Origin of the sequence: Alloscardovia venturai (assembly GCF_042676605.1) — a bacterium.
GTDB classification, from domain to species: domain Bacteria; phylum Actinomycetota; class Actinomycetes; order Actinomycetales; family Bifidobacteriaceae; genus Alloscardovia; species Alloscardovia venturai.
The window spans coordinates 558,708-578,638 of sequence record NZ_JBHTHQ010000021.1; the positions used below are offsets into that span (position 1 = coordinate 558,708).

Sequence of the window (19,931 nt, forward strand, 5' to 3'; positions counted from 1 at the left end):
TCAAACCTCATACCCTACTCTTTCGCTCCCTCCGCTTTGCTAGACTTCACGCATGCTCATGAGTTTATCCACCATATCGCTGAACTGTTGAGCAAGTGACGTTTCAGCAAGATTCCCATCTGCATCTAAGACCACGGGTCTGCCGTTCTCCCCAGTTTCGCGTAAATTTGTCTCTAAAGGCAGCTGCGCAAGAAGCGGGATATCATGCCCAAGTTTGTCATGCAACTGTCGGGTCAGCTGCTCAGCCACGCGTTGACCGCCTCCTTCACCAAAGATATGAAGACGCTCACCATTATGCTCGAAATAGGACATATTTTCCACGACTCCTGCCACATCCATCGGCACCTGCAAAGCGACAAGTCCGGCGCGAACTGCGATATCTGATGCAGAAGGCTGAGGAGTCGTCACAACGATGAGCTCAGCATTGGGCAGGGCTTGAGCTACTGAAATAGCCATATCACCAGTGCCTGGAGCCATATCAATGAGGAGCACGTCAGGATCACCCCACCACACATCGGAAAGGAACTGCTCAAGAGAGCGTTGCAGTCGTGGTCCTCGCCATAAAATTGCCTGATCTGAGCCGGCAAACATGCCGATGCTCATTACTTTTATCCCCCACGTCTCTACTGGCATAAGCATACCATTAAGATTCGTAGGCTGAGAATCAGCGCCAAGGAGCTTAGGCATCGAAAAGCCATAAATATCTGCATCAATGACAGCAGTGTCATAACCTTTCACAGCAAAGGCAGCCGCAAGATTCGCTGCCACACTTGACTTTCCTACCCCGCCTTTGCCAGAAGCAATTGCAAAGATACGAGTCTTCACACCTTTCTTATGGAAAGGATTTTCACGGCGAGCAGCTTTAAGCTCTGCGACGAGATGCCCCAGCTTTTCCTCGCCCATTGAGCCAACATGTAAGTCAAGGTACAATGTCGCATCAGGATACGTTGCAACCGCCTGCTCGATACGTTCGCGAATCACGTCAGAAAGCGGACAGCCAGGAACAGTAAGTTCGATGGAAAGATGCACATCAAAAGTGTTTATATCTTCATCATGCGCGCTCACTTCTACACCCGTTACCATGCCGAGATCGGTAATTGAACGTCCTAACTCTGGATCAATTACCCCAGTCATGCGCGCATAAATCTCACGAGCAATACGACCTTCTTGCTCGTGCAGCGAATCATTATGTGCCGATAGAGACTGCTCGACATCCCCCACCGCTTGTGACGCATCTGTCATTATTCGAGAGCTCCCGTTTCCATCAAATGGGCAAACTGCTCAGCATCCAGCATAGGAATTCCTAGGCTCTCCGCCTTCGTTACTTTCGCGGCACCTGGCTCATGTCCTGTCACCACATAAGTCGTCTTTTTTGACACCGATCCGGACGGTTTGCCGCCATGTGCGATGATTGTCTCTTTGATGCTATCTCGCGTATAGCCATCTAGCGAGCCTGTGACGACGATGGTCATGCCCTCCAACGTCTGCGAAAGTTCCTCTCGCTCTATCACGCGCATACCAACTCCGGTATCCATCCATGCTTGAAGGATACGACCTCTCCAGTCAGCGGTGTTCCCAAGCTTAGACATCCATGAATAGACGGACTGCGCAAGAGCTTCGCCGACCCCATCAATTTCTTGAAGCTCTTCTTGAGTGACACCACTGAATGAAGGCAGAGAAGGATACCGTTCTGCCAGTGCGCGCGCATTCGGTGCACCAACATGCCGCATTGACAGCGCTACAAGTACACGCCACATTTCAGTTTCTGGTGCTTTCTTAAGCTGATCGAGCATCCTAACAGTCGTGGCAGATGGCTGTGCTGGTTCGCCCTTCTTCGGCGCATTATAGAAAGCAGAAACCTGGCGCCACAGTCCTGAGCCGCCGACCTTCTTTCGTCGCGTTTTCTTCTTGCCTGTATCAGGATCGATATATGTCGTGACATGAACGATAGGAATTTCACGCCATACACGCACATCGCGCAGCTTTTCCTCAGTAAGAGTAAAAATATCCGCGAGTGACTGTACGACCGGAATTTGTTCAGCTGGAAGTTCTAAACCGCTCGGGACACTATATGGCGTCATCTCCTCGCCGTCACGCACTTCCACACTCGTCACATTCGGCGCATATACGTCCACAGAAGATGGGCGGTCTAATTCTGGATTTGCGAGAGCTATAGCTACTTGCTCGCCGAGAGAGTCAATGTCAAACGCCTGACGTGACCCAAGTTTGATGATGCGTTCTGTTAGCTGTGCCGGGCATGACTCTGCGTTAGGACAGCGTATATCTTTGTCTCCCTCCTTTTCAGGCGCAATAGGAGTACCACAACTTGGGCAAAGTGTCGGCATGACGAAGTCACGAAGCTTATCTGCACGGTCTTTACGAGCTGATTCCACGGGACCAACGATTTCAGGAATGACATCTCCTGCTTTACGCACGACCACAATATCGCCAATTTTGACACCCTTGACTTCTACCTCTGAAGGGTTGTGTAACGTCGCCCGCGAGATAGTCGAGCCAGCTACTCGTACTGGCTTCAATTGAGCTACTGGAGTTACTCGTCCTGTGCGACCGACTTGAACAGCGATATCAAGCAGCTCAGTATTGACTTCCTCTGGCGGATATTTGTATGCAATTCCCCAGCGAGGCGCTCGTGAGGTGGAGCCCATGCGATCTTGGAGTCGGCGTTCATCTACCTTGACCACGATACCGTCAAGGGCGTGCTCGATGTCATAACGATGTTCTTCGTAGTAATCAATCATCGCTGTAATATCCGCGAAGGAATGCACAAGACGGTTATGAGGAGAGACGGGAACTTTCCATAATTTATAGAAGTCGTACGCTTGAGATTGACGTTCGATAGTATGGTGAGCAGCGTGACCCGAAGAACTATCTTTCCACTCCACACGCCCTAAACCATGCGCATAAAAGCTCAAATGACGCTGTGCAGTAATGCGTGGATTTTTTTGACGCAACGACCCTGCGGCAGCATTACGAGGATTTGCAAAAAGCGACTTGCCTAAACGCTCATTTTCGCGGTTCAGCTCTTCAAAATCGTCAAAACGCATGAAGACTTCACCGCGGATTTCTACGAATTCAGGGATATCGTCTGGCTCTCCTGCAAGGTTTTGCGGGATACTTTCGATAGTACGCACATTTGCAGTGATGTCTTCACCTATGACACCACCGCCACGCGTGAGCCCCTGCTCAAGAACGCCGTTGCGATAAATAAGATTCAACGCAAGTCCGTCAATCTTGACTTCGCTTGTCATAGGAAGTGGCGCGTGGGCATCCATACCAAGCTGACGCTTCACACCCACATACCAGTTTTCAAGCTCCTGAATGCTAAACACATCATCGAGGCTGAGCATACGCGAGGGATGATTGACAGGTGCAAAGTCTTGAGAAAAGTTCCCTCCGACACGATGTGTAGGACTTTGCTCCGTATCGAGTGATGGGAATGCGCGTTCAAGACGCTTCAAAAATTCTATGCGTGAGTCATACGCTGCATCAGAAGCAGATGGCGCATCATTGATGTAGTAGGCAATTTGATCAGATTCAACCCAAGCTGCTACTTTTGCCCATACTCGCGCAGCATCTTCAGCAGAAAGTTCAGCCACGTCTGCTGAATTGAGCGAGAGAGCAGATGCATCAGAATACTCCAATGAATCCCACCAAGGGACCGTCGTTTCCGTGACGCCACTTGGCTCATCAAAACCGCTTGGCTCATCGAAATTGAAAGCATCTTGAACCACATCATGAGAGCTACTCTTGTGAGAATTACTCTGAAAACTACTTTGAAATTCACGCATTGAGCGACCTTAAGAATTGGAATTGTGCGATATCAGATGAAGCTTCGTCACCGTCTTCCATAGCGGCTGCTGCTGAAGCAATGCGTGCGGCGGCGACTGTAAGCGTTCGACCAGCGACAAAAAGGTAATTGTCAACTGCGGCTTTAGCACTCATATCCATCATGCTTGCCGCAGTGCTATGAGGCCATAAGTCAATGTCATAGTATGTGAGCGCATCTACAGCTTCGTTGTAGTCCAAAGGAAGTGGGATATCCTGCGAGCGCGCACGCTCAGCAAGTTCTTCAAGCTCTTTTGGTGCCCCTGGCACAGTGGCTGCAGAAATGCGAATCGCCATCACGTAGCACGCAGCAGCGAGTTCAAACTCGTCTTGCATCCATTGTGCATACGCCATGCGATAGTACGCATAAGCAGCATCATCTTTGTCTAATGCAACTCTCAAACCATTGCTCGCAGCAGCAAATGAAGACTGCCAGTCGCCTTGCTCTGCAAGTAAGATAGCTAGGCGTAAGTGTGGGAGCGCGTATGTCGGTGCGTAACCTACCGCAGTGTTAAGATGCTGGAGAGCTTTGCTTTGCTGATTCGTGTGTGAGTACACTTCTACAAGTTCCATATGCGCTTGGAAAAGATTATCAGGGATTAAGACAAGTTTCTCTCCGGGGGTAGCGAACTGACGATTATATACGACGCGCTCAGCGTAGGAATTGAAGTACACAGGTACTCGGTCTCCTGCTTTAAAAGCGTCATCGAGCGTTTCAATGCGAGATTCACCATATTCGAAGCTCCCTAACACATCACCGTGCATAAACATGTCACGTGCTTTTTGCATATCAGCATCGAATTGAGTCGACAGTGTAAAGCGCACCCTATCGATAGGTTTACCATCGATAACGTTACGGATATATGCTTCTTTAAAATCATCTAGCTCAGGGTCTGCTATATGGTCGATATACTGAGAGATACGTTCAGCTCTTTGAGGTACACTTAGCGAGTCATACCGAGACAAAGTTACGATGTCTGCCTGTGCACCTTCTAAAATGTCTGAGCGCTGAATAGATAAGTCACGCACGCTATGGATACCGAGCTGTGCAGCTGCTGAAGATGTTATCTTTCTGTCGTTAAGCTCAGGCTCTTCTAGCGAACCTTGTGCAGTATAGCGAGCATCACGAATGTCTAGAGATGAGTTCACTGGCTGAAGCACACCATAAGGATCCATGTCCAGTACACAGCTATCGAAGCTACGATAGATTGTGACAGGATCCGTTAAACCATATCGTGAAATCAGATTAAGGAATTTTTCACGTTCGAAAACCACTGTCGCTACAGTGTTGCTCAATGCTGTGCGCCGAATGAGATCTAACGGGTCAGAGCCCGGACCCGACATAACGCGTACACCACGCGCAGCAGTATTCTCAGAATTATCTGAGGTAGCAGTATCTGGAGAAGATTGACCGTCATGCTGATGGATAACTTCATGGAACACGGCATCGACCTCTTCATCGCTTGGTCCCTTGTCGTGTTTTTCAGTGCTGTCAGCATGGAGACTTGAGCTCAACTCACCATCAGCACTAGCGAGACTTTGAGCTGCTTGTGTAAAAGCATCTACTTGCTCTGGGGAAAAATCAATAGACTTCATGAGATTCATGAATGTATCGTCGACATTTGTCTCAGCGCTTGTCTCAAGCCCTGCAAAAGCTACGCCCGGTGACGGGTCACCGTGCACGTCTCCGTCTTTAGGCTGAGTGTCTTTCGGCTGTGTTTGCGTGCCTCCCACATTTTCTGGGTCGATTCCCATATGTTCAAAGGCTCGCATGAGCAACGCATAAATCGTAGGGTCTCTATCTTCGATATCTTCCGCAGACCCCAGACTATCGATGCACACAGCAACCTCAGACACATCACTACTTGCGCCAAATGCCAATGCTGCAAGCATGATTCCCACACGCAAGTCATACTTTGATGCCATACGTTTGCGTGCCTGCTCGCTAAGATCCACCCACGCAAGCTGCTGAGAGTCATAGCGCTGCTGAGGCATTACACTCGATGCCGTTGAGGTATAGCTAATGGCGACACAACCTGTGTCCCCACTTAAGTTTGACCGAAAGTCAATATCGCTACGTAGCGGAAGGCGAAGAGTCGTGATGAGTTCAGCCATTGTCTGACGATAGAGCCATTCTGACTTCCCCGCACCTCGAGAAGCATCCATATGAACATCGTCGTCATATGGTTCATTCTCATGGAGCTTATGAGCAGCCGTATCACGCGCAGCAGCCACCATGGGATATACCGCATTGATAGACGCAACATCATCTAACCGTGTCTTACCACTTTTACGCGCCGCTGCATAAAACTGTCCCAACCACTGCGACGCAAAGCTTGACTCTTGGGAGGTACTAACCTCATTAACTGGATAGCGCAAAGCAGGATGAGCATCACTATCCATAACACCATTTGTTTCTAGAGTGCTTAATGCGTCGAATGCAGGATTCTCCAGTAGAGCGGTAGCAAGATGAGCCACATACGGGAGCGAAATAAAATCTTCCGTCGGCGTAAAGTCATAGTGATAATTGTTCTCAACCACACTGGAGACAGCGCTAAACCGATTGAGATTAGCCTCAATGCGTAAAGTTTTCAACGCAGCATCGAAATCTACACCGTTACGCGAATGAAGATAGTACAAATGCGACTTTGCATTTGAGAGAAGTTCTAAGTTCTCTTGACCATGCTTTGCCTCAAGCTGCGGGATGCGGGACAATGCGCCTGATTCATGCATAGTGTGAGTGAAATATTCTTCAAGCCCTGACACTTTCAAACCCTGCGCGCGTGCAGCCTCGATATCTGCCACACTAGTGCGTATAGCGCTCAGCGGAGCTTGGTTGCGCAGACGACGGTAGATATTTGATGTGCCAAAGCCAAAAACTTTTCCGTGTAATGCCAAAGTCGGCTGTACATACATGACAAAGTATGCGAGTACCATGGCATCGCGATAGGACAAATTAGCAGTCTCAGTCGGACTAACTGCGAGACTGCGGACCTGCTCAAATGTGTAGTTTTCCCCAGAACGCAGCCATGACGAAAGCCAACGCAGACGTCCATCCTCGCTACGCGCCACTACCGCACCATGAGAGACAGAAATTATCTCCGACGTAGACTCACGCGCAACTGTACGCAAGAAACGATAAGAGTGGACTTCACCCTCACCTTCACCGACAATTTGCACACGTGGCTCTATATCCACCACATCTGCATCCCACTGTCCAACTTCATATATACGCGCATGAGAATCTGCCACAGCGACAGGTATAAAAGTCTTTTTTGTCGGGAAAATCCCTAGAGCACAACGATGACGAGTCATGCGTAAGGGGTCATGTACCCACCCCACCTGCCATGCATGACCATCAATCGTGAGAGTTTTCACTACCTTACGCGCCACTAGAGCAGAAATTTTACGTTCCTCCACAGCCCAATGAAAGACACTACGGACCTGTTCTAAAGCGGATTGTGATTGAGCAGACAACTGAGTGGACATGCACACCATTCTTTCAAGCAAGTACGACATGATTGTGCACTCATGCTTATAGAATAAAACGCATGTCAAGCGCACAAATCAATGGTTTTTCTCAAGATTCTTCTACAAAATCTGTCACACATCATACCAATATAGTGCGCTCTTTAGCACATCCACCTCACCACATACGCATAGTACGTTCTCATCCAGCTGTCCTTTATGCTCTTATATGTACCGTCATCATCGTCATCCTTGAAGGAGGAATTTTCAACCTCGCCACATGGCTGTCTCCTACATCAGGTATGCAAACATGTGATGTAAGTACTTCGTGCTCTTACACTACTTCACACATGAAGGTAGTTCGTGCGCAAGGAAAGTCCACCTTTACGATAACAGGAGCAGGCGCGAGCATAACTATCCCATACGCACATAACCGAGCAATTACAACCATCACTTTCAATCCGAGCAAAGCAACTTCTACAAGTACATCTCACTCTTCGCAGGTATTCTCAACTCTGGCATCCATCGGCGGTAAGCAGTTTACCGTATATTCCAATCGTCCAACTTTTGTCTTTGTACCAAAAGCTGATTCCTCTCCAGATGCCTCTCCTTCGCACACACGCCACAATCACTCGCTCACCATTTCCTTCATGGGCACAAAGGGTACTCGGTTTACTCTTGCAAGCATTCAGATCAACGCCCGCAAACCTTTTCATATAAGTTTGATACGTGTCTTTGTCTTTGCCATACTCGCAGTTCTTCTGTGGGGACTTCGCCCTCGCTCGCGTATATATCGGATAGTACTTAACCCTCGCAGCCGTGGTCAGCGCCTCGCTTTTTGGTTCGCAATTGTCGCGCCGCTATCTCTTGCAACGCTCGCCGCTATCTTCGTCGCAGGTATCTTTGTCGGTAACGATGTGTGGCCAGAGAAAAACAATTATGTGTACTCCTACCATCACTATATACTTGTGGCACAAGGAATTTTAGAGGGACACCCTTGGGTTTCTCTCCCCGTCGACCCTCAATTCGATGCACTTGCTAATCCTTACTCTCCTGTTCAGCGCGATGAGATTTTGGCACATGGAGCAAAAATCTACTGGGATTATGCCTTTTTTAATCACCGTTGGTATTCCTACTTTGGCATACTCCCTAGTTTGCTGATGTACATTCCTTTTCACTGGGTAACAGGAAAATGGCCTTCTATCTTTGCTGTATCTTTACCACTTCTTACCATCGCTCTATGCTTCATGCTCGCCACTGTCGTGAGATTTATTCATCGATTTTTCCCACAGGCGAGTGTAGGCATCACTATCGTGGCACTTATCACGACATTCATAGGATGCAATTTCATCTCGCTTCTTATCATATCTAACCTTTACATCGTGGCGTTTGCGAGCGCATTTTGTGTAGTATCTATCGGCTTATATCTCTGGATGGGAGTACTTCCTCAAGCCTCGAAACGCAGCCAGTACGCGCATATGGCGTGGGGATCTTTCTTTATCGCACTCAGTGTAGGCTGCCGTCCAACATTCATTTTCACAGCAATTCTCGTGCTTCCGATTTTCTTACAGGTTGTAGGTGGAAAGCATAAGAAACCAGTCCGCGAGATCATTTCAGCTCTTGCTATCAACCTCATTCCTGCTCTTATCGCTTTCATTCCGCCATTGTGGTACAACTGGTGGCGCTTTGGGAAGATTACGGACTTCGGCGCAGGATACCAAGTTACCGTTGCCGACATGCTTCATCTCAAGCCTGCTTTAAGCTCAGTCCTACAAGGCGTGGGATATTATCTTTTTACGCCATTTCAGTTCAGTTCAAATTTTCCTTATATCGAGTCACCATCAGTGCAACCGAGTCCGTGGATTCACCGAGAAAGTATCATCGCAGGCTTATTCTTCTTTGCACCACTTCTCCTCGTAGGGATTGTTGCAGCATGTTTTCCTGTTGTACGACGATTCTTATGCAGATCTCACACCACTCTCTACCCCCTCTTGGGGACAGTTTTCGGTCTTTTCCTTGCATTCTTCGTTGCACGCAGCGGTGGTATAGCATGGCGATATTTCACTGATTTTGCGTGGGCTTTTACTTTTGCTGCTCTTCCTGGAATTGTGTCACTATCGATATGGAGTCAAGAAAACAGTGAAAAACGAGGAGCAAATGTCGTCTCTTGGGCAATTTCGCTACTCACTATCGTCGAAATCTTCATTCTTATAGCGAGTATCTTCGTTCCCAATCGATTTGCGTCGCTGACCGAGTACGGTCCAGATTTATATGCAGCCATGTCGGAAGCATTTACGATTGTACCTTAGGCGAAACTTTACGCATCCGAGTTTTTACTCTGCAGTGATTAATCTTTCGATGGCATCGACCACTGTCTTCACATTCTTGCGGAAGTTTTCTGTTTCTGGTAGAAGCGAGATAGACATATAACCGTTAGAGTCAAAATCAAAGAAATACCCCGGAGCACTCATAGCATGAGCCTGATTCAGCAGAGCAAGTCCAAGCTCATCATCCTCAATGCTCGACGGGTAGCGTAAGAGTGCACTCCACCCACCTTCGGCACGAAGTACACTTACTACGCCAAGCTGAGTAGATGTTTCTACATACTCGCGTAACCACTGCATATTACTGACGCACCGCTCATGGATGAGAGCAGTTTGCGAGTCTGCCTTCTCCAGCAACGCTGGAATCTGCTGTGTGATAAGCGTAGACATAGGAAGAAAATCGTCAGCAATGATATCGAGCCGCTGTTGCGCCTGCACAACTTCATTATCGGGGCCGCTCACATAAATCCATCCCACTTTAACGTCAGCAGCTGCAAGCATCTTAGAGAAGCCGTCAAGAGCAAAAGTGAGGACACTGCTCTCCCCCGCTAGACGTTTATTCGCGCCGAAAGGCTCAAGCGCGAAATCATAAAAAACTTCATCCGCGATGATGGACACGCCATACTGTCGGCAGAGATCGACGATACGCTTCCTCTCTTCAGACTTGACATACGAGTCAGTTGGATTGTTAGGGTTGATAAGCACAATCGCTTTGATAGGATGCTCAGCACCGTCATAATTACACCTCTCGAGAGCATCGCTGATAGATACGTAGTCAATCACCCATGAGCCATCGTAACTCATGCGATAAGGCATGCACTCCACACCGGTCAAAGCACAAATAGACTCAATAAGCGGATACCCTGGTTTTGGATAGAGCACTTTATCTTCTGGGTCGCATAACAACATCATGAGCCACGCGTATGCCTGAGATGTGGAATTCAGAAGATAAAGCTGTTGTGCATTTATCTCACAACCATACCGTCTACTGAGATAGGCGGCAAGGATTTCGCGACTTGCTATAGAGCCTCGCGGATTCGCAATATAACGAAAATCATGCCCATGAACACTCATACCAAAATGTGTGGGATTTGAGTCGTTCAGATGACTTATAGAAATGCCTCGACCCTTCAATTCCTGCGAACGAATAGTCAAGGCATTAAGACGCTGATCGCCTGTCCTATGTGAAAAATGCATACCGCCAGTGTACGCAAGGCTTTCTACAGCTTACCTGCAAGCTCTCACACAGATGGCAAAGATGGCGCGCTCACCTAGGTACCAAATCATGAGACGACGAATTATTGCTCTTCTAGCGTACTCGCATAAAAAGCAGCACCAACGATGCCCGCATCGTTAAGTAACTGAGCCGGCATAATGGGCGTATCAATATCAATAAATTCAAAGAATTTATCACTTTTCTTTGAGACGCCACCGCCAACGACAAAGATATCTGGACTGAAATAGTGTTCAAGCAGTTGGTAGTATTTAGTCAGCCTCTTACCCCACTTTTTCCACGTCAATTCCTTTTGCGAGCGAACGGAATCAGCAGCATATTTTTCAGCATCTTTGCCTTCAAGCTCAATGTGTCCAAGCTCAGAATTTGGTATCAAGACACCGTTGTAAATCAGCGCAGTACCGATACCGGTCCCTAGCGTCGTTGCGATGACAAGGCCATTCTTATCCTTCGCAGCACCATACTGAGCTTCAGCGAGACCAGCAGCGTCAGCATCATTGACGACATGAACGCAACGCCCAGCGTGCTCACTCATAAAAGCGTTAAGGTCAATTCCCACCCATGACTGGTCCAAGTTAGCCATGAAGTCCAGCGGCTTACTCGGCTTCACGGGAGCAGGGAAAGCTATACCAATAGGCGTACCTTCCTCAACTTCATAGTGATCGAGAATCTGCTTTACCACATCTGCGACAGCTTCCGGGGTGGATTCCTCAGGAGTAGGAATACGGAGACGTTCCTGCGCAAATTTACCGTTAACAAGATCTACTGGTGCACCTTTGATACCTGAACCACCGATATCGATACCAAATGCCTGAGCTGTGTCAATCATAAGCTCCCCTATTCTTTCGTGGTTGTGAGTTTACGCTGTGAAGCATGTCTCCTCTTCCTGTCATTCTACCTCACAACAAAACTCATATGTGCACCTCGATATAATGCGACTATGACTACAACTCATTCTCAAGTCATTGATGCAATCGACGTCCGCATCTCTACACGTGACTTTAATCCCGACCCGATTGAAGACGCCTTACTCCGTCAGCTTAAGCAGAATATCGATGCAATGAGTCTTCTCTCTGACGCACGCTTCACTTTCCTCGAAAACCACTCTGAACTTTTTGACCGCAGTGTGCAAGAACGCGGCGAATTTAACGGAGCAGCTCACCTCATCGTTCTCAGCGGTCCTCGTGACGACACCGAGACAATAGAAAAGACTGGATTCTATGGCCAGCGTTTAGCATTAACAGCAGTACTCGAAGGATTGGCGACTTGCTGGGTCGATCAAAGCATTGACTTGGAAGCAGCCTCCAAGCTTGCGCAAGTTCGTGCAGATAAGGGCGAGATAGCATATGCTGCCATAGCCGTAGGATACTTTACTGATCAGGAAACAGTTTTGAAGAAGTCCTATGAAGAGCGTGCCGCATTTCAGCAGTCTCATCGTAGTGGAGAAACCATCGCTGCCATCGGTGCAGTGGATAAATCTTCTCCTGCATGGTATCGCAATGCAATTACTGCCGTGGCAAAAGCGCCATTCCCTGCGAATAAGCAGCCTATTCGCTTTAAACTCCACGATGATGAACGCCACGTCTCTGTCTCACTTGACGAACCACTGTCTCTTGGCACTGTACGCGACCATCTGGTCCTCGGTATCGACAAACTTCATTTTCAGATAGGTGCTGCGGCAGACCCAGATAATGCCTCAGCGGGAGAATGGTCTTGGGGCTTCAACGGAGTATTTACCGTACGGTAAAGTACACACAATAAAATGTGAGGCGGCACGAGCTATACATGCCACCTCACACACCACATAGAATTCTCCACAACTGTGTGGTTACCCGACAGTTAATTTTAGGATTATCCCCACAACTACTGTGGCAACTAGTGCAACACCGTATACGGCAAGGAGAATATTATTTACACGTTTGCCGAGTCTATCCTTTCCGAGATTAATTACTCCGCCTAATGGCACAAAGACAATTATCGCCATCCATAGAAGAAAATCGATAGACGTCATATATCATCACTTCCTTGGAACACACGTATATTTAAGGATCCACGTCGTATCCAAAACGACTCCAGATCCAGGCTGCCCCGCAGCCCATCTCACACTTTTAGCAACGTTCTCAGCATAGGCAGCGCTAGAACCTGCAAAAGGTTAGTAAAAAATATTAAGTTTTTTCATTGGAATCCCTCGCTTCCTATGTATCAAGCAACTCTGCTTGATTGCTTGCATTATACCATATTTCCCATTTTCTGTCATTTATCAGAAAATTTATACACCATCATTGAAATCAAAACGATATTTACCATACGCTAGAATAAAGATTAAACTTAATTTAAGTAAATCTTTTAACCGTAACTATAACTTCGCAAGATAATTAAGCGAGGCGTATAAGGAAGAAATGATGGCAGTTACTCTTAAACAAATAGCAGATTCCGCTGGTGTATCAACCGCAACCGTATCGCGTTTTATGAATGCTGATCCTTCCCTATCCATTACTCAGAAAACTCGCGAGAAGATTATCAAAGCCATCGAAGATCTCGGATACGACAAGCAACCACGCGCTATCTCTATACCACGCAATATCGCTCTCCTCGACACCACCGAACCCACAGACCTCGTGCAAGATGAGTATTTTGATACAGTACGTGAGAGCGTAGCAGAATTTTCTCGCACACATAACTTAACATTAACCACATTCACTACGCTTAAAGATATACTAAAAAACGCTAAAAAAGTCGATGGATTCATCGGAATTGGACCGCGAACTCTTACCGATCGTGAACTTACTCGACTCCACAGCGCTCTTCCGCACGGCGTTTTCATCGATACGAATCCAGCTCCGCACCTCTTTGACTCCGTTCAGCCAGATCTTCAGCAAACCATCGTTGATGCTATCGATATTCTTACACGGTCAGGAAAGAAAAAAATTGCCTTCATTGGCGGAGATGATGCCTCACCAGACACACATCACAGGAAGGAACTTCGAAGCCGCACATTCATCGAATATGCTACCTCATGCGGATTAGATATCACCAATCTTGTTTATGATAAAGGACCGTTCTGCGTAGAAACCGGAAAAACACTTACCGAGCAGCTTATCGCCAATCACAAAGAAGCAATGCCTGATGCAATCATCGTCGCAGCAGATTCGCTCGCCGTCGGCGTTCTCCAAAGTCTAGCAGCAGCGCATATCGCAGTACCTCATGATGTCGCAGTGGTAAGCATCAATAACATGCCTATTGCACAGTACATGTCTGTTCCACTGACGACATATGATATCGATATTCACGAACTGACAAATATGGCTGTCACTCTCCTCACACAAGCGATAAGTCGCAAAAGAGAGCGAACAGCTCACGCACATATAGGCACGAAACTCGTCGTTCGTAGTAGCTTCGTGCCTGAGCGCATCTGAGCATGCTCGCTCATCTTAGTAGTGTCTAGATGAGCTGAAGTATCACATCAAGATCAAGCGGCTGAGTCGCATCAATTTCGAACTCCTTGTGTACCGGCGATCCCCAAGTGTCATCACCGCCCACACCTTGTTGTACTGCGAGAAGTCTTAAGAAGCTATAAGACGGAGACGGAAGTTCTTCTTGATGGAGGGCTTCTTCAAGCATCAATGAGCTGTATGGCAGCGCACTAAAAGAGAATGTATGAGCGAGATCATGCGCGATGACTCTTACTCCATGTCCCTCATCATTCGTCAGCTCCATATATCGTGTCCCCTCATGGTTGCCCGTTTCTTGCGGCACGAGGTATGGCTGGACGTCATCAGCGACAGCCGTCTCCCACACGCCGAGCTTGGCACCATGCCTACGGTCGGCGTAGGTCTCCTCCGGCCCCAAACCGTAGAATTTCGTGTGATTATAGGCTTTCGGTAGCATCCATTCCACGCCAAATACGAGAGGATTAGAATTCCCATCCGCGTTCGCTATACCAGGGAAATGAACAGTGAGATGAATAGACGCGTCGGCGTGAACATTATAAGTAACGGTGACAGGTGTATGCTCAATGTCTGCAAGCTCATAGCGATATGTAGCCACGAGAGAGCCGTCAGCATCACCATATACAAATTCCTGACCGACAACTTTTGCGTAGCGACCTGCCCCCATCCACTGAGCACGACTAAAGCCTGCCTGATATCCGCGATCATTATCCGTAAGAGCACGCCATGTCGTAAGCTTTGGCGCACGGATAACCATATTGTCCTTTTGATGGAGACGCTTAAAGCTAACAAGTCCTCCCTGCGAGCGCGAAAGTAGGACTTCTGCCTCGCTTGTGCGAAGCCCGGCATTCCATATACCGTTTGTGATGACTGCACTTGGCTTATCGCCGTGTGGATTTGCGAAGGCAATAGGTGGTTTAGCTGCAGACTCATCAGTATCTTTGCCTATACTCACGGCAAGTTGTCCAAAGCTTAGAACATATCCCGCTTTAGCCCACACAGTATCGCGTGCAAGTACTTGGTCCACTTCATGCACAATCTCGAAAGCTTGCACATCTGATGCAACATCCGCGAGTTTATCCCAGTCAAGAGTAAATTGACGAGTTGCGCCAGCAGGCACATCCCACGTGATGTTCGACTGCGAAGCTTTTTCCTGACCATTGACCAGTACGCGTGCTGTAAAAGTAAACTCTGCCGTATCCGTAAAGAGGTTATCGTTGCGAATCTCAACTCCCGTAGGAGTTACAGTAATTTTTACATTTGAGTAGAGTTGCTTGACTTCAGCAGCTTTTGCACTCACTACACGATTTGCAAAAACGATGCCATCGCCACTGAATTCGTAGTCATTGGGACGATCGTAAAAATCTCCACCATACGCCAGATGCTCCTTACCATTCTCATCTTTTCGAACTATCGCTTGGTCAACGAAGTCCCAGATGAAACCGCCTTGGTACTTATCGTATTTTTCAAGTTCTGTGTACAAATGCAAACCGCCGACAGAGTTACCCATAGCATGCATATACTCACAAGAAATATAAGGTTTTATCGGCTCGCCAAGCTCAGAATTTCCTGTCACATACTGCTCTATCACGTCAGGATGTGCATACATGCGAGATTCTATGTCACTGACATAATCAAATTCACGATTCCATGTGATTCCTTCGTAGTGAACCGGACGACTGTCATGCTGATGAGCAAAGTCATACATATCTTCAAAAACACTTCCGCCGTATGATTCGTTTCCCAACGACCACAGCATAACGCTCGGATGGTTATAGTCTCGCATCATCATTGAATTCAGCCTATCGATGCATGCATTGCGCCACTGCACTTTACTACCCGGAACAGCGTTGGCATCCATAATGTCATTCGTGGAGTTAATCCATGTACCGTGTGTTTCTAGATTTGCTTCGTCGATGACATAGATGCCGTATTCATCGCAGAGGTCATACCACGCTGTTTGATTTGGATAATGGGACGTTCGTACAGCGTTGATATTGAGACGCTTCAGAATCTTTATGTCCTCAATCATCTGGTCTCTCGTCACCACACGGCCCGTTTTCGACTCAAATTCGTGGCGATTGACACCTTTGAAAAGGATACGCTTCCCATTGAGTTTCATAATACCGTCTTCAAGAGCAAAATGACGGAACCCGATATTCTGCCCTGCGACTTCATATATGGTTCCATTTTCATCAGACACCGTTATGCGAAGTCGATACAGATGAGGATCTTCAGCACTCCACGGTTTGGCATTCGTAAGAGAGCCTTTGAGCGCAATTGTACTTTCACCGTTTTCATCACAGGTAGGGATTGCCTCACGAGATTGCCAAACCATGTTACCAGTTTGTACATCATACAGCTCGCAATGCATGGTACTGCTTTCACGTGCACCCACGAGCACAAATCCATTAAACGTCCCTAGTCGCGTATTCGTGTCAAAATCAGCTGAAATTTGAATGTGCTGAACATGTATGGCAGGTATCACATTGATATGCACACTGCGAAATAGCCCATGCAAACGCCAAAAATCTTGATCTTCAAGCCAACTTGCTGAAGTAAACTCGTAGCACGCCACAATGAGGCTATTCCCCTTTTCGCGTATGATATCTGTCACATCGAATTCACTTGGTGTAAATGAATCTTCACTATATCCGACAAAAGTTCCATTAAGCCACACATAGATAGCAGTCGCAGCGCCATCAAAGGTGAGAGTGAAACGTTCGCCATTTTTGCTGTGCTGAACTTGTGCTATATGGGCAGGATAATCTGTTAAGTCAAAGTCACGCGCGTAGATTCCCACATGATTCTTATGAGGAATATTCGGTGCCATTAGCTCTTCATGACCGTCCCAAGGATATTGTTGATTGACGTATTGATGGCGCAGCAATCCATCTGTTTCAAGATGCCCTGGCACTTTTGCGATGTGTACAGAAGAAGAATCACTATTATACTTTTCCGCTATTTGCAAGAGAGCACGATGAGCATCAGTATCCTTCGAAAAGTGAGCGACAGTATCGATAAGTTCCTCCGAATGCTCGACTACGACAGCGTGCCACTGCGTCTGACTATCAAGACTCTCATAAAGCTTAGAATTGCCTGAACCATCATAAACGTCGTCCACATCGTGAGCAGAAAAAACGCTATGGGAACTATGCGCATTGAGTCGATTTACCGCGCACACTTCCGGATCATAAATCCACTCCGATACTGCTTTATCAGCTATGACAACATGCGGCTCTTTTATTTTCTTATCCATGAGTTCACTCCTCTTCGAATGATATTAGTGAAAACTTTGTTCATTTCTACTTTATCTAATATCTGCGTTTTTGTAAACTAGTTATTGAATATTAGTAAATAATTTTACTTTATAAAAGTTATGTTATATACTAAAGCCAGTTCATCGCACAGCTACTTTGTGTGTGAACAACCAAAACGAAGATGTTGAGGAAAGGGTTCTGTAATGAAGACACCAACACCATGCGATATACCTGACGAGACTGAAAACCACAATCCATGGCTGAGACGCGTAGCATTTGCCTGCGGCAACCTCGGACAGGCTGCTCTCTATGCATTCTTAAATCTCTATTTCGTCACCTACGTGTCGAACGCTTTGCTTACACACGCGCACGTCAATAGCCCTGCGGCAATGATTACGACGGTGACGAGCCTCATGGTCGTTATTCGTCTTGCAGAAATCTTTATCGATCCACTTTTAGGAGCCATCATTGACCGTACACGCACGAAGTTTGGACGCTACCGATTCTGGCAGTTCTGGGGCGGATTGATCAGCGCACTCCTACTCACGCCTGTTTACACCGGAATTTTCGGTCTTGTAAATGTCAATATGACGTACTACATCATTGCATTCATCATCACATTCGTCATCCTCGACATTTTCTATTCCTTCAGGGATATTTCCTATTGGGGCATGATTCCTGCCATTGCATCTGAGCAATCCGAGCGCAGCCTTTTGACATCATGGGCAACGTTCACAGGATCTATCGGTTACAACGGAGTTACCGTACTTATCGTGCCACTCGTCTCTTTCTTTAGCTTTGACAAAATCACAGCAAGCCAGCAAACACAAGAAGGCTGGACAGCATTCGCGATTATCATCTCAGTGCTTGCACTCGTCACTATGCTTTCCGTCGTGACAGTCAAAGAAACACCGCAATCCCTACAAGCGAACGCTAAGGAGGAAGCTAAGCATAATAAGAGTGTCAAGAAGGTATCTGTCATCAACGATATGAAAGAGCTTGCTCACGCTATCGCTCACAATGACCAGATGCTGTGGTCTGCATTATCATATCTATGCTACGGCATCGCCAACAGTACGACCGGCGCGATGATGTACTTCATCTTCACTTACGCTCTTCGTCGCAATGATTTGTTCTGGATAGTCGGCATTATTTCAGCAGTAACAGGTCTTGTCATGGCACCGACCTATCCACTACTCAACAAGAAAGTTCCTCGCAAAATCATATATGGAATTTCGCTAGGACTCGTCTTCCTCGCATTCCTCCTACTCTTCATCGACTCTTCGAACGTCATTCTCGTCATGAGTGCTCTCATCTGCTTCTACGTCCCTGCAACGTATATCCAGCTCACTATCATCTTGACCCTTACCGACTCAGTAGAGTATGGGCAACTCCGCACTGGGACGAGAAATTCAGCACTGGTCCTGTCTGTACGTCCGATGATTGATAAGATTTCTGGTGCGCTTGCCAATGAACTCGTAGCCGCAATTACGGTCGCAGTCGGTATGGTTGCTGCTGCAAACGGTACTATACCGATCATTACAAGCAATCATATGATGATGTTCCGTCTCATGGCATACGCAGCACCGATGGTACTCATCGCCGCAAGCTTCCTCATTTACCAGTTTAAGGTCACACTTACAGAGAAGCGTCACGCGGAGATTGTTCGCGAGCTTGAAACGCAATCTATTGATGCTCAAGCTTAGCAAAAACAATCTTTTCTACGTAAAGAACCTCACCTGCATAAAGAGTTAATCTCGTCCCCATGGATTCCTTGGGAACGAGATTTATTTGTGGGTTTGTACGTATTGTGGATGTTCTGTAGTTCTAGTTCAAAATGTAGCACTCGCTTGTAGTACTAATATCAACCAAAACTAATTGTTACACAAACAAGTAAAAGGAGTTGTGCTTCATGGTAGCAGAGTAATCGTGTCATAAAGAAAGCGTGCTTATCGACCTTATGCATAAACCTGAATTGCCAAATTAATCGTTACAGTCAGGGGTTTGAAAAAAGGCCATTGATGTCCTGTAATAACTACAACATTTCACAGGATATCAATGACCCTTTTTTCTTTTATCTGTGACTGTAACGATTAATTTGGCAATTCAGGATCATATAAGTACAGTAAGAAACAAACGCTAACACTAGCACCTGTCGTCATACTTCTCACGAAAACTTACGCTCTCATGTCTATGTGCTCTCCATACGCTATGCTTAGTGTGTAAGTTTCAGGGCGAGGTGGAATTCCTCGACTGGCGGTATAGCCCGCGACTCGTACAAATCCGTGCGATTGATTCGGTGAAACTCCGAAGCCAACGGTACAGTCCGGATGGAAGAAATGAGGAAAAC

10 protein-coding genes and 1 riboswitch are annotated in these 19,931 nt (G+C 47.1%); of the genes, 4 read left to right on the forward strand and 6 right to left on the reverse strand.

Annotated elements, in window-relative coordinates; all coding sequences use genetic code 11:
• Positions 1-39: 39 nt before the first annotated feature.
• From ACFQY8_RS05840 to ACFQY8_RS05850, 3 genes are read right to left on the reverse strand one after another with little or no spacing between them, the layout of a single operon-like run.
• Positions 40-1,242, reverse strand: coding sequence for an Mrp/NBP35 family ATP-binding protein (locus ACFQY8_RS05840; RefSeq protein WP_377938952.1), 1,203 nt, complete (start codon positions 1,240-1,242; stop codon positions 40-42).
• Entirely contained in the window at positions 1,242-3,809 is a 2,568-nt protein-coding gene (ligA, locus tag ACFQY8_RS05845) for an NAD-dependent DNA ligase LigA (protein WP_377938953.1), read from the reverse strand. Before ligA ends, ACFQY8_RS05840 begins: the two co-directional genes overlap by 1 nt.
• Positions 3,802-7,335, reverse strand: a complete 3,534-nt coding sequence (locus ACFQY8_RS05850; protein WP_377938954.1) for a tetratricopeptide repeat protein — start codon at positions 7,333-7,335, stop codon at positions 3,802-3,804. The genes ligA and ACFQY8_RS05850 overlap by 8 nt, the downstream gene beginning before the upstream one ends.
• A gap of 62 nt (positions 7,336-7,397) precedes the next feature.
• Here ACFQY8_RS05850 and ACFQY8_RS05855 point away from each other — a divergent pair, with 62 nt between their 5' ends.
• A complete protein-coding gene (locus ACFQY8_RS05855; RefSeq protein WP_377938955.1) occupies positions 7,398-9,623 on the forward strand; it encodes a hypothetical protein in 2,226 nt (741 codons plus the stop codon).
• A gap of 24 nt (positions 9,624-9,647) precedes the next feature.
• Here ACFQY8_RS05855 and ACFQY8_RS05860 read toward each other — a convergent pair whose 3' ends face one another.
• Together ACFQY8_RS05860 and ppgK are read right to left on the reverse strand one after the other, a co-directional pair.
• Positions 9,648-10,835, reverse strand: a complete 1,188-nt coding sequence (locus ACFQY8_RS05860) for a pyridoxal phosphate-dependent aminotransferase (protein ID WP_377938956.1) — start codon at positions 10,833-10,835, stop codon at positions 9,648-9,650.
• Between the two features lie 101 nt (positions 10,836-10,936).
• Complete coding sequence (ppgK, locus tag ACFQY8_RS05865) at positions 10,937-11,701, reverse strand: polyphosphate--glucose phosphotransferase (RefSeq protein WP_377938957.1); 765 nt, start codon at positions 11,699-11,701, stop codon at positions 10,937-10,939.
• 111 nt (positions 11,702-11,812) lie between these two features.
• Here ppgK and ACFQY8_RS05870 point away from each other — a divergent pair, with 111 nt between their 5' ends.
• Positions 11,813-12,619, forward strand: coding sequence for a nitroreductase family protein (locus ACFQY8_RS05870; RefSeq protein ID WP_377938958.1), 807 nt, complete (start codon positions 11,813-11,815; stop codon positions 12,617-12,619).
• A 655-nt stretch (positions 12,620-13,274) separates the two neighbouring features.
• Positions 13,275-14,288 (forward strand): LacI family DNA-binding transcriptional regulator, encoded by a 1,014-nt coding sequence (locus ACFQY8_RS05875; RefSeq protein WP_377938959.1) that lies wholly within the window; start codon positions 13,275-13,277, stop codon positions 14,286-14,288.
• 25 nt (positions 14,289-14,313) lie between these two features.
• On the opposite strand, the gene ACFQY8_RS05880 is transcribed toward ACFQY8_RS05875, so the two are convergent.
• Positions 14,314-17,580: a glycoside hydrolase family 2 TIM barrel-domain containing protein gene (locus ACFQY8_RS05880; RefSeq protein ID WP_377938960.1), complete on the reverse strand. Its 3,267-nt coding sequence runs from the start codon at positions 17,578-17,580 to the stop codon at positions 14,314-14,316.
• 204 nt (positions 17,581-17,784) lie between these two features.
• On the opposite strand from ACFQY8_RS05880, the gene ACFQY8_RS05885 reads away from it, so the two are divergent.
• Positions 17,785-19,287, forward strand: coding sequence for a glycoside-pentoside-hexuronide (GPH):cation symporter (locus ACFQY8_RS05885; RefSeq protein ID WP_377938961.1), 1,503 nt, complete (start codon positions 17,785-17,787; stop codon positions 19,285-19,287).
• 515 nt (positions 19,288-19,802) lie between these two features.
• Positions 19,803-19,927: riboswitch (FMN riboswitch) on the forward strand.
• Positions 19,928-19,931: the final 4 nt, after the last annotated feature.

Excerpts from the sequence above, each read along its gene's own strand:
- ACFQY8_RS05840 (WP_377938952.1), bottom strand. The coding sequence starts at position 1,242 with ATGACAGATGCGTCACAAGCGGTGGGGGATGTCGAGCAGTCTCTATCG.
- ligA (WP_377938953.1), bottom strand. The coding sequence starts at position 3,809 with ATGCGTGAATTTCAAAGTAGTTTTCAGAGTAATTCTCACAAGAGTAGC.
- ACFQY8_RS05850 (WP_377938954.1), bottom strand. The coding sequence starts at position 7,335 with ATGTCCACTCAGTTGTCTGCTCAATCACAATCCGCTTTAGAACAGGTC.
- ACFQY8_RS05855 (WP_377938955.1), top strand. The coding sequence starts at position 7,398 with ATGTCAAGCGCACAAATCAATGGTTTTTCTCAAGATTCTTCTACAAAA.
- ACFQY8_RS05860 (WP_377938956.1), bottom strand. The coding sequence starts at position 10,835 with ATGCATTTTTCACATAGGACAGGCGATCAGCGTCTTAATGCCTTGACT.
- ppgK (WP_377938957.1), bottom strand. The coding sequence starts at position 11,701 with ATGATTGACACAGCTCAGGCATTTGGTATCGATATCGGTGGTTCAGGT.
- ACFQY8_RS05870 (WP_377938958.1), top strand. The coding sequence starts at position 11,813 with ATGACTACAACTCATTCTCAAGTCATTGATGCAATCGACGTCCGCATC.
- ACFQY8_RS05875 (WP_377938959.1), top strand. The coding sequence starts at position 13,275 with ATGGCAGTTACTCTTAAACAAATAGCAGATTCCGCTGGTGTATCAACC.
- ACFQY8_RS05880 (WP_377938960.1), bottom strand. The coding sequence starts at position 17,580 with ATGGATAAGAAAATAAAAGAGCCGCATGTTGTCATAGCTGATAAAGCA.
- ACFQY8_RS05885 (WP_377938961.1), top strand. The coding sequence starts at position 17,785 with ATGAAGACACCAACACCATGCGATATACCTGACGAGACTGAAAACCAC.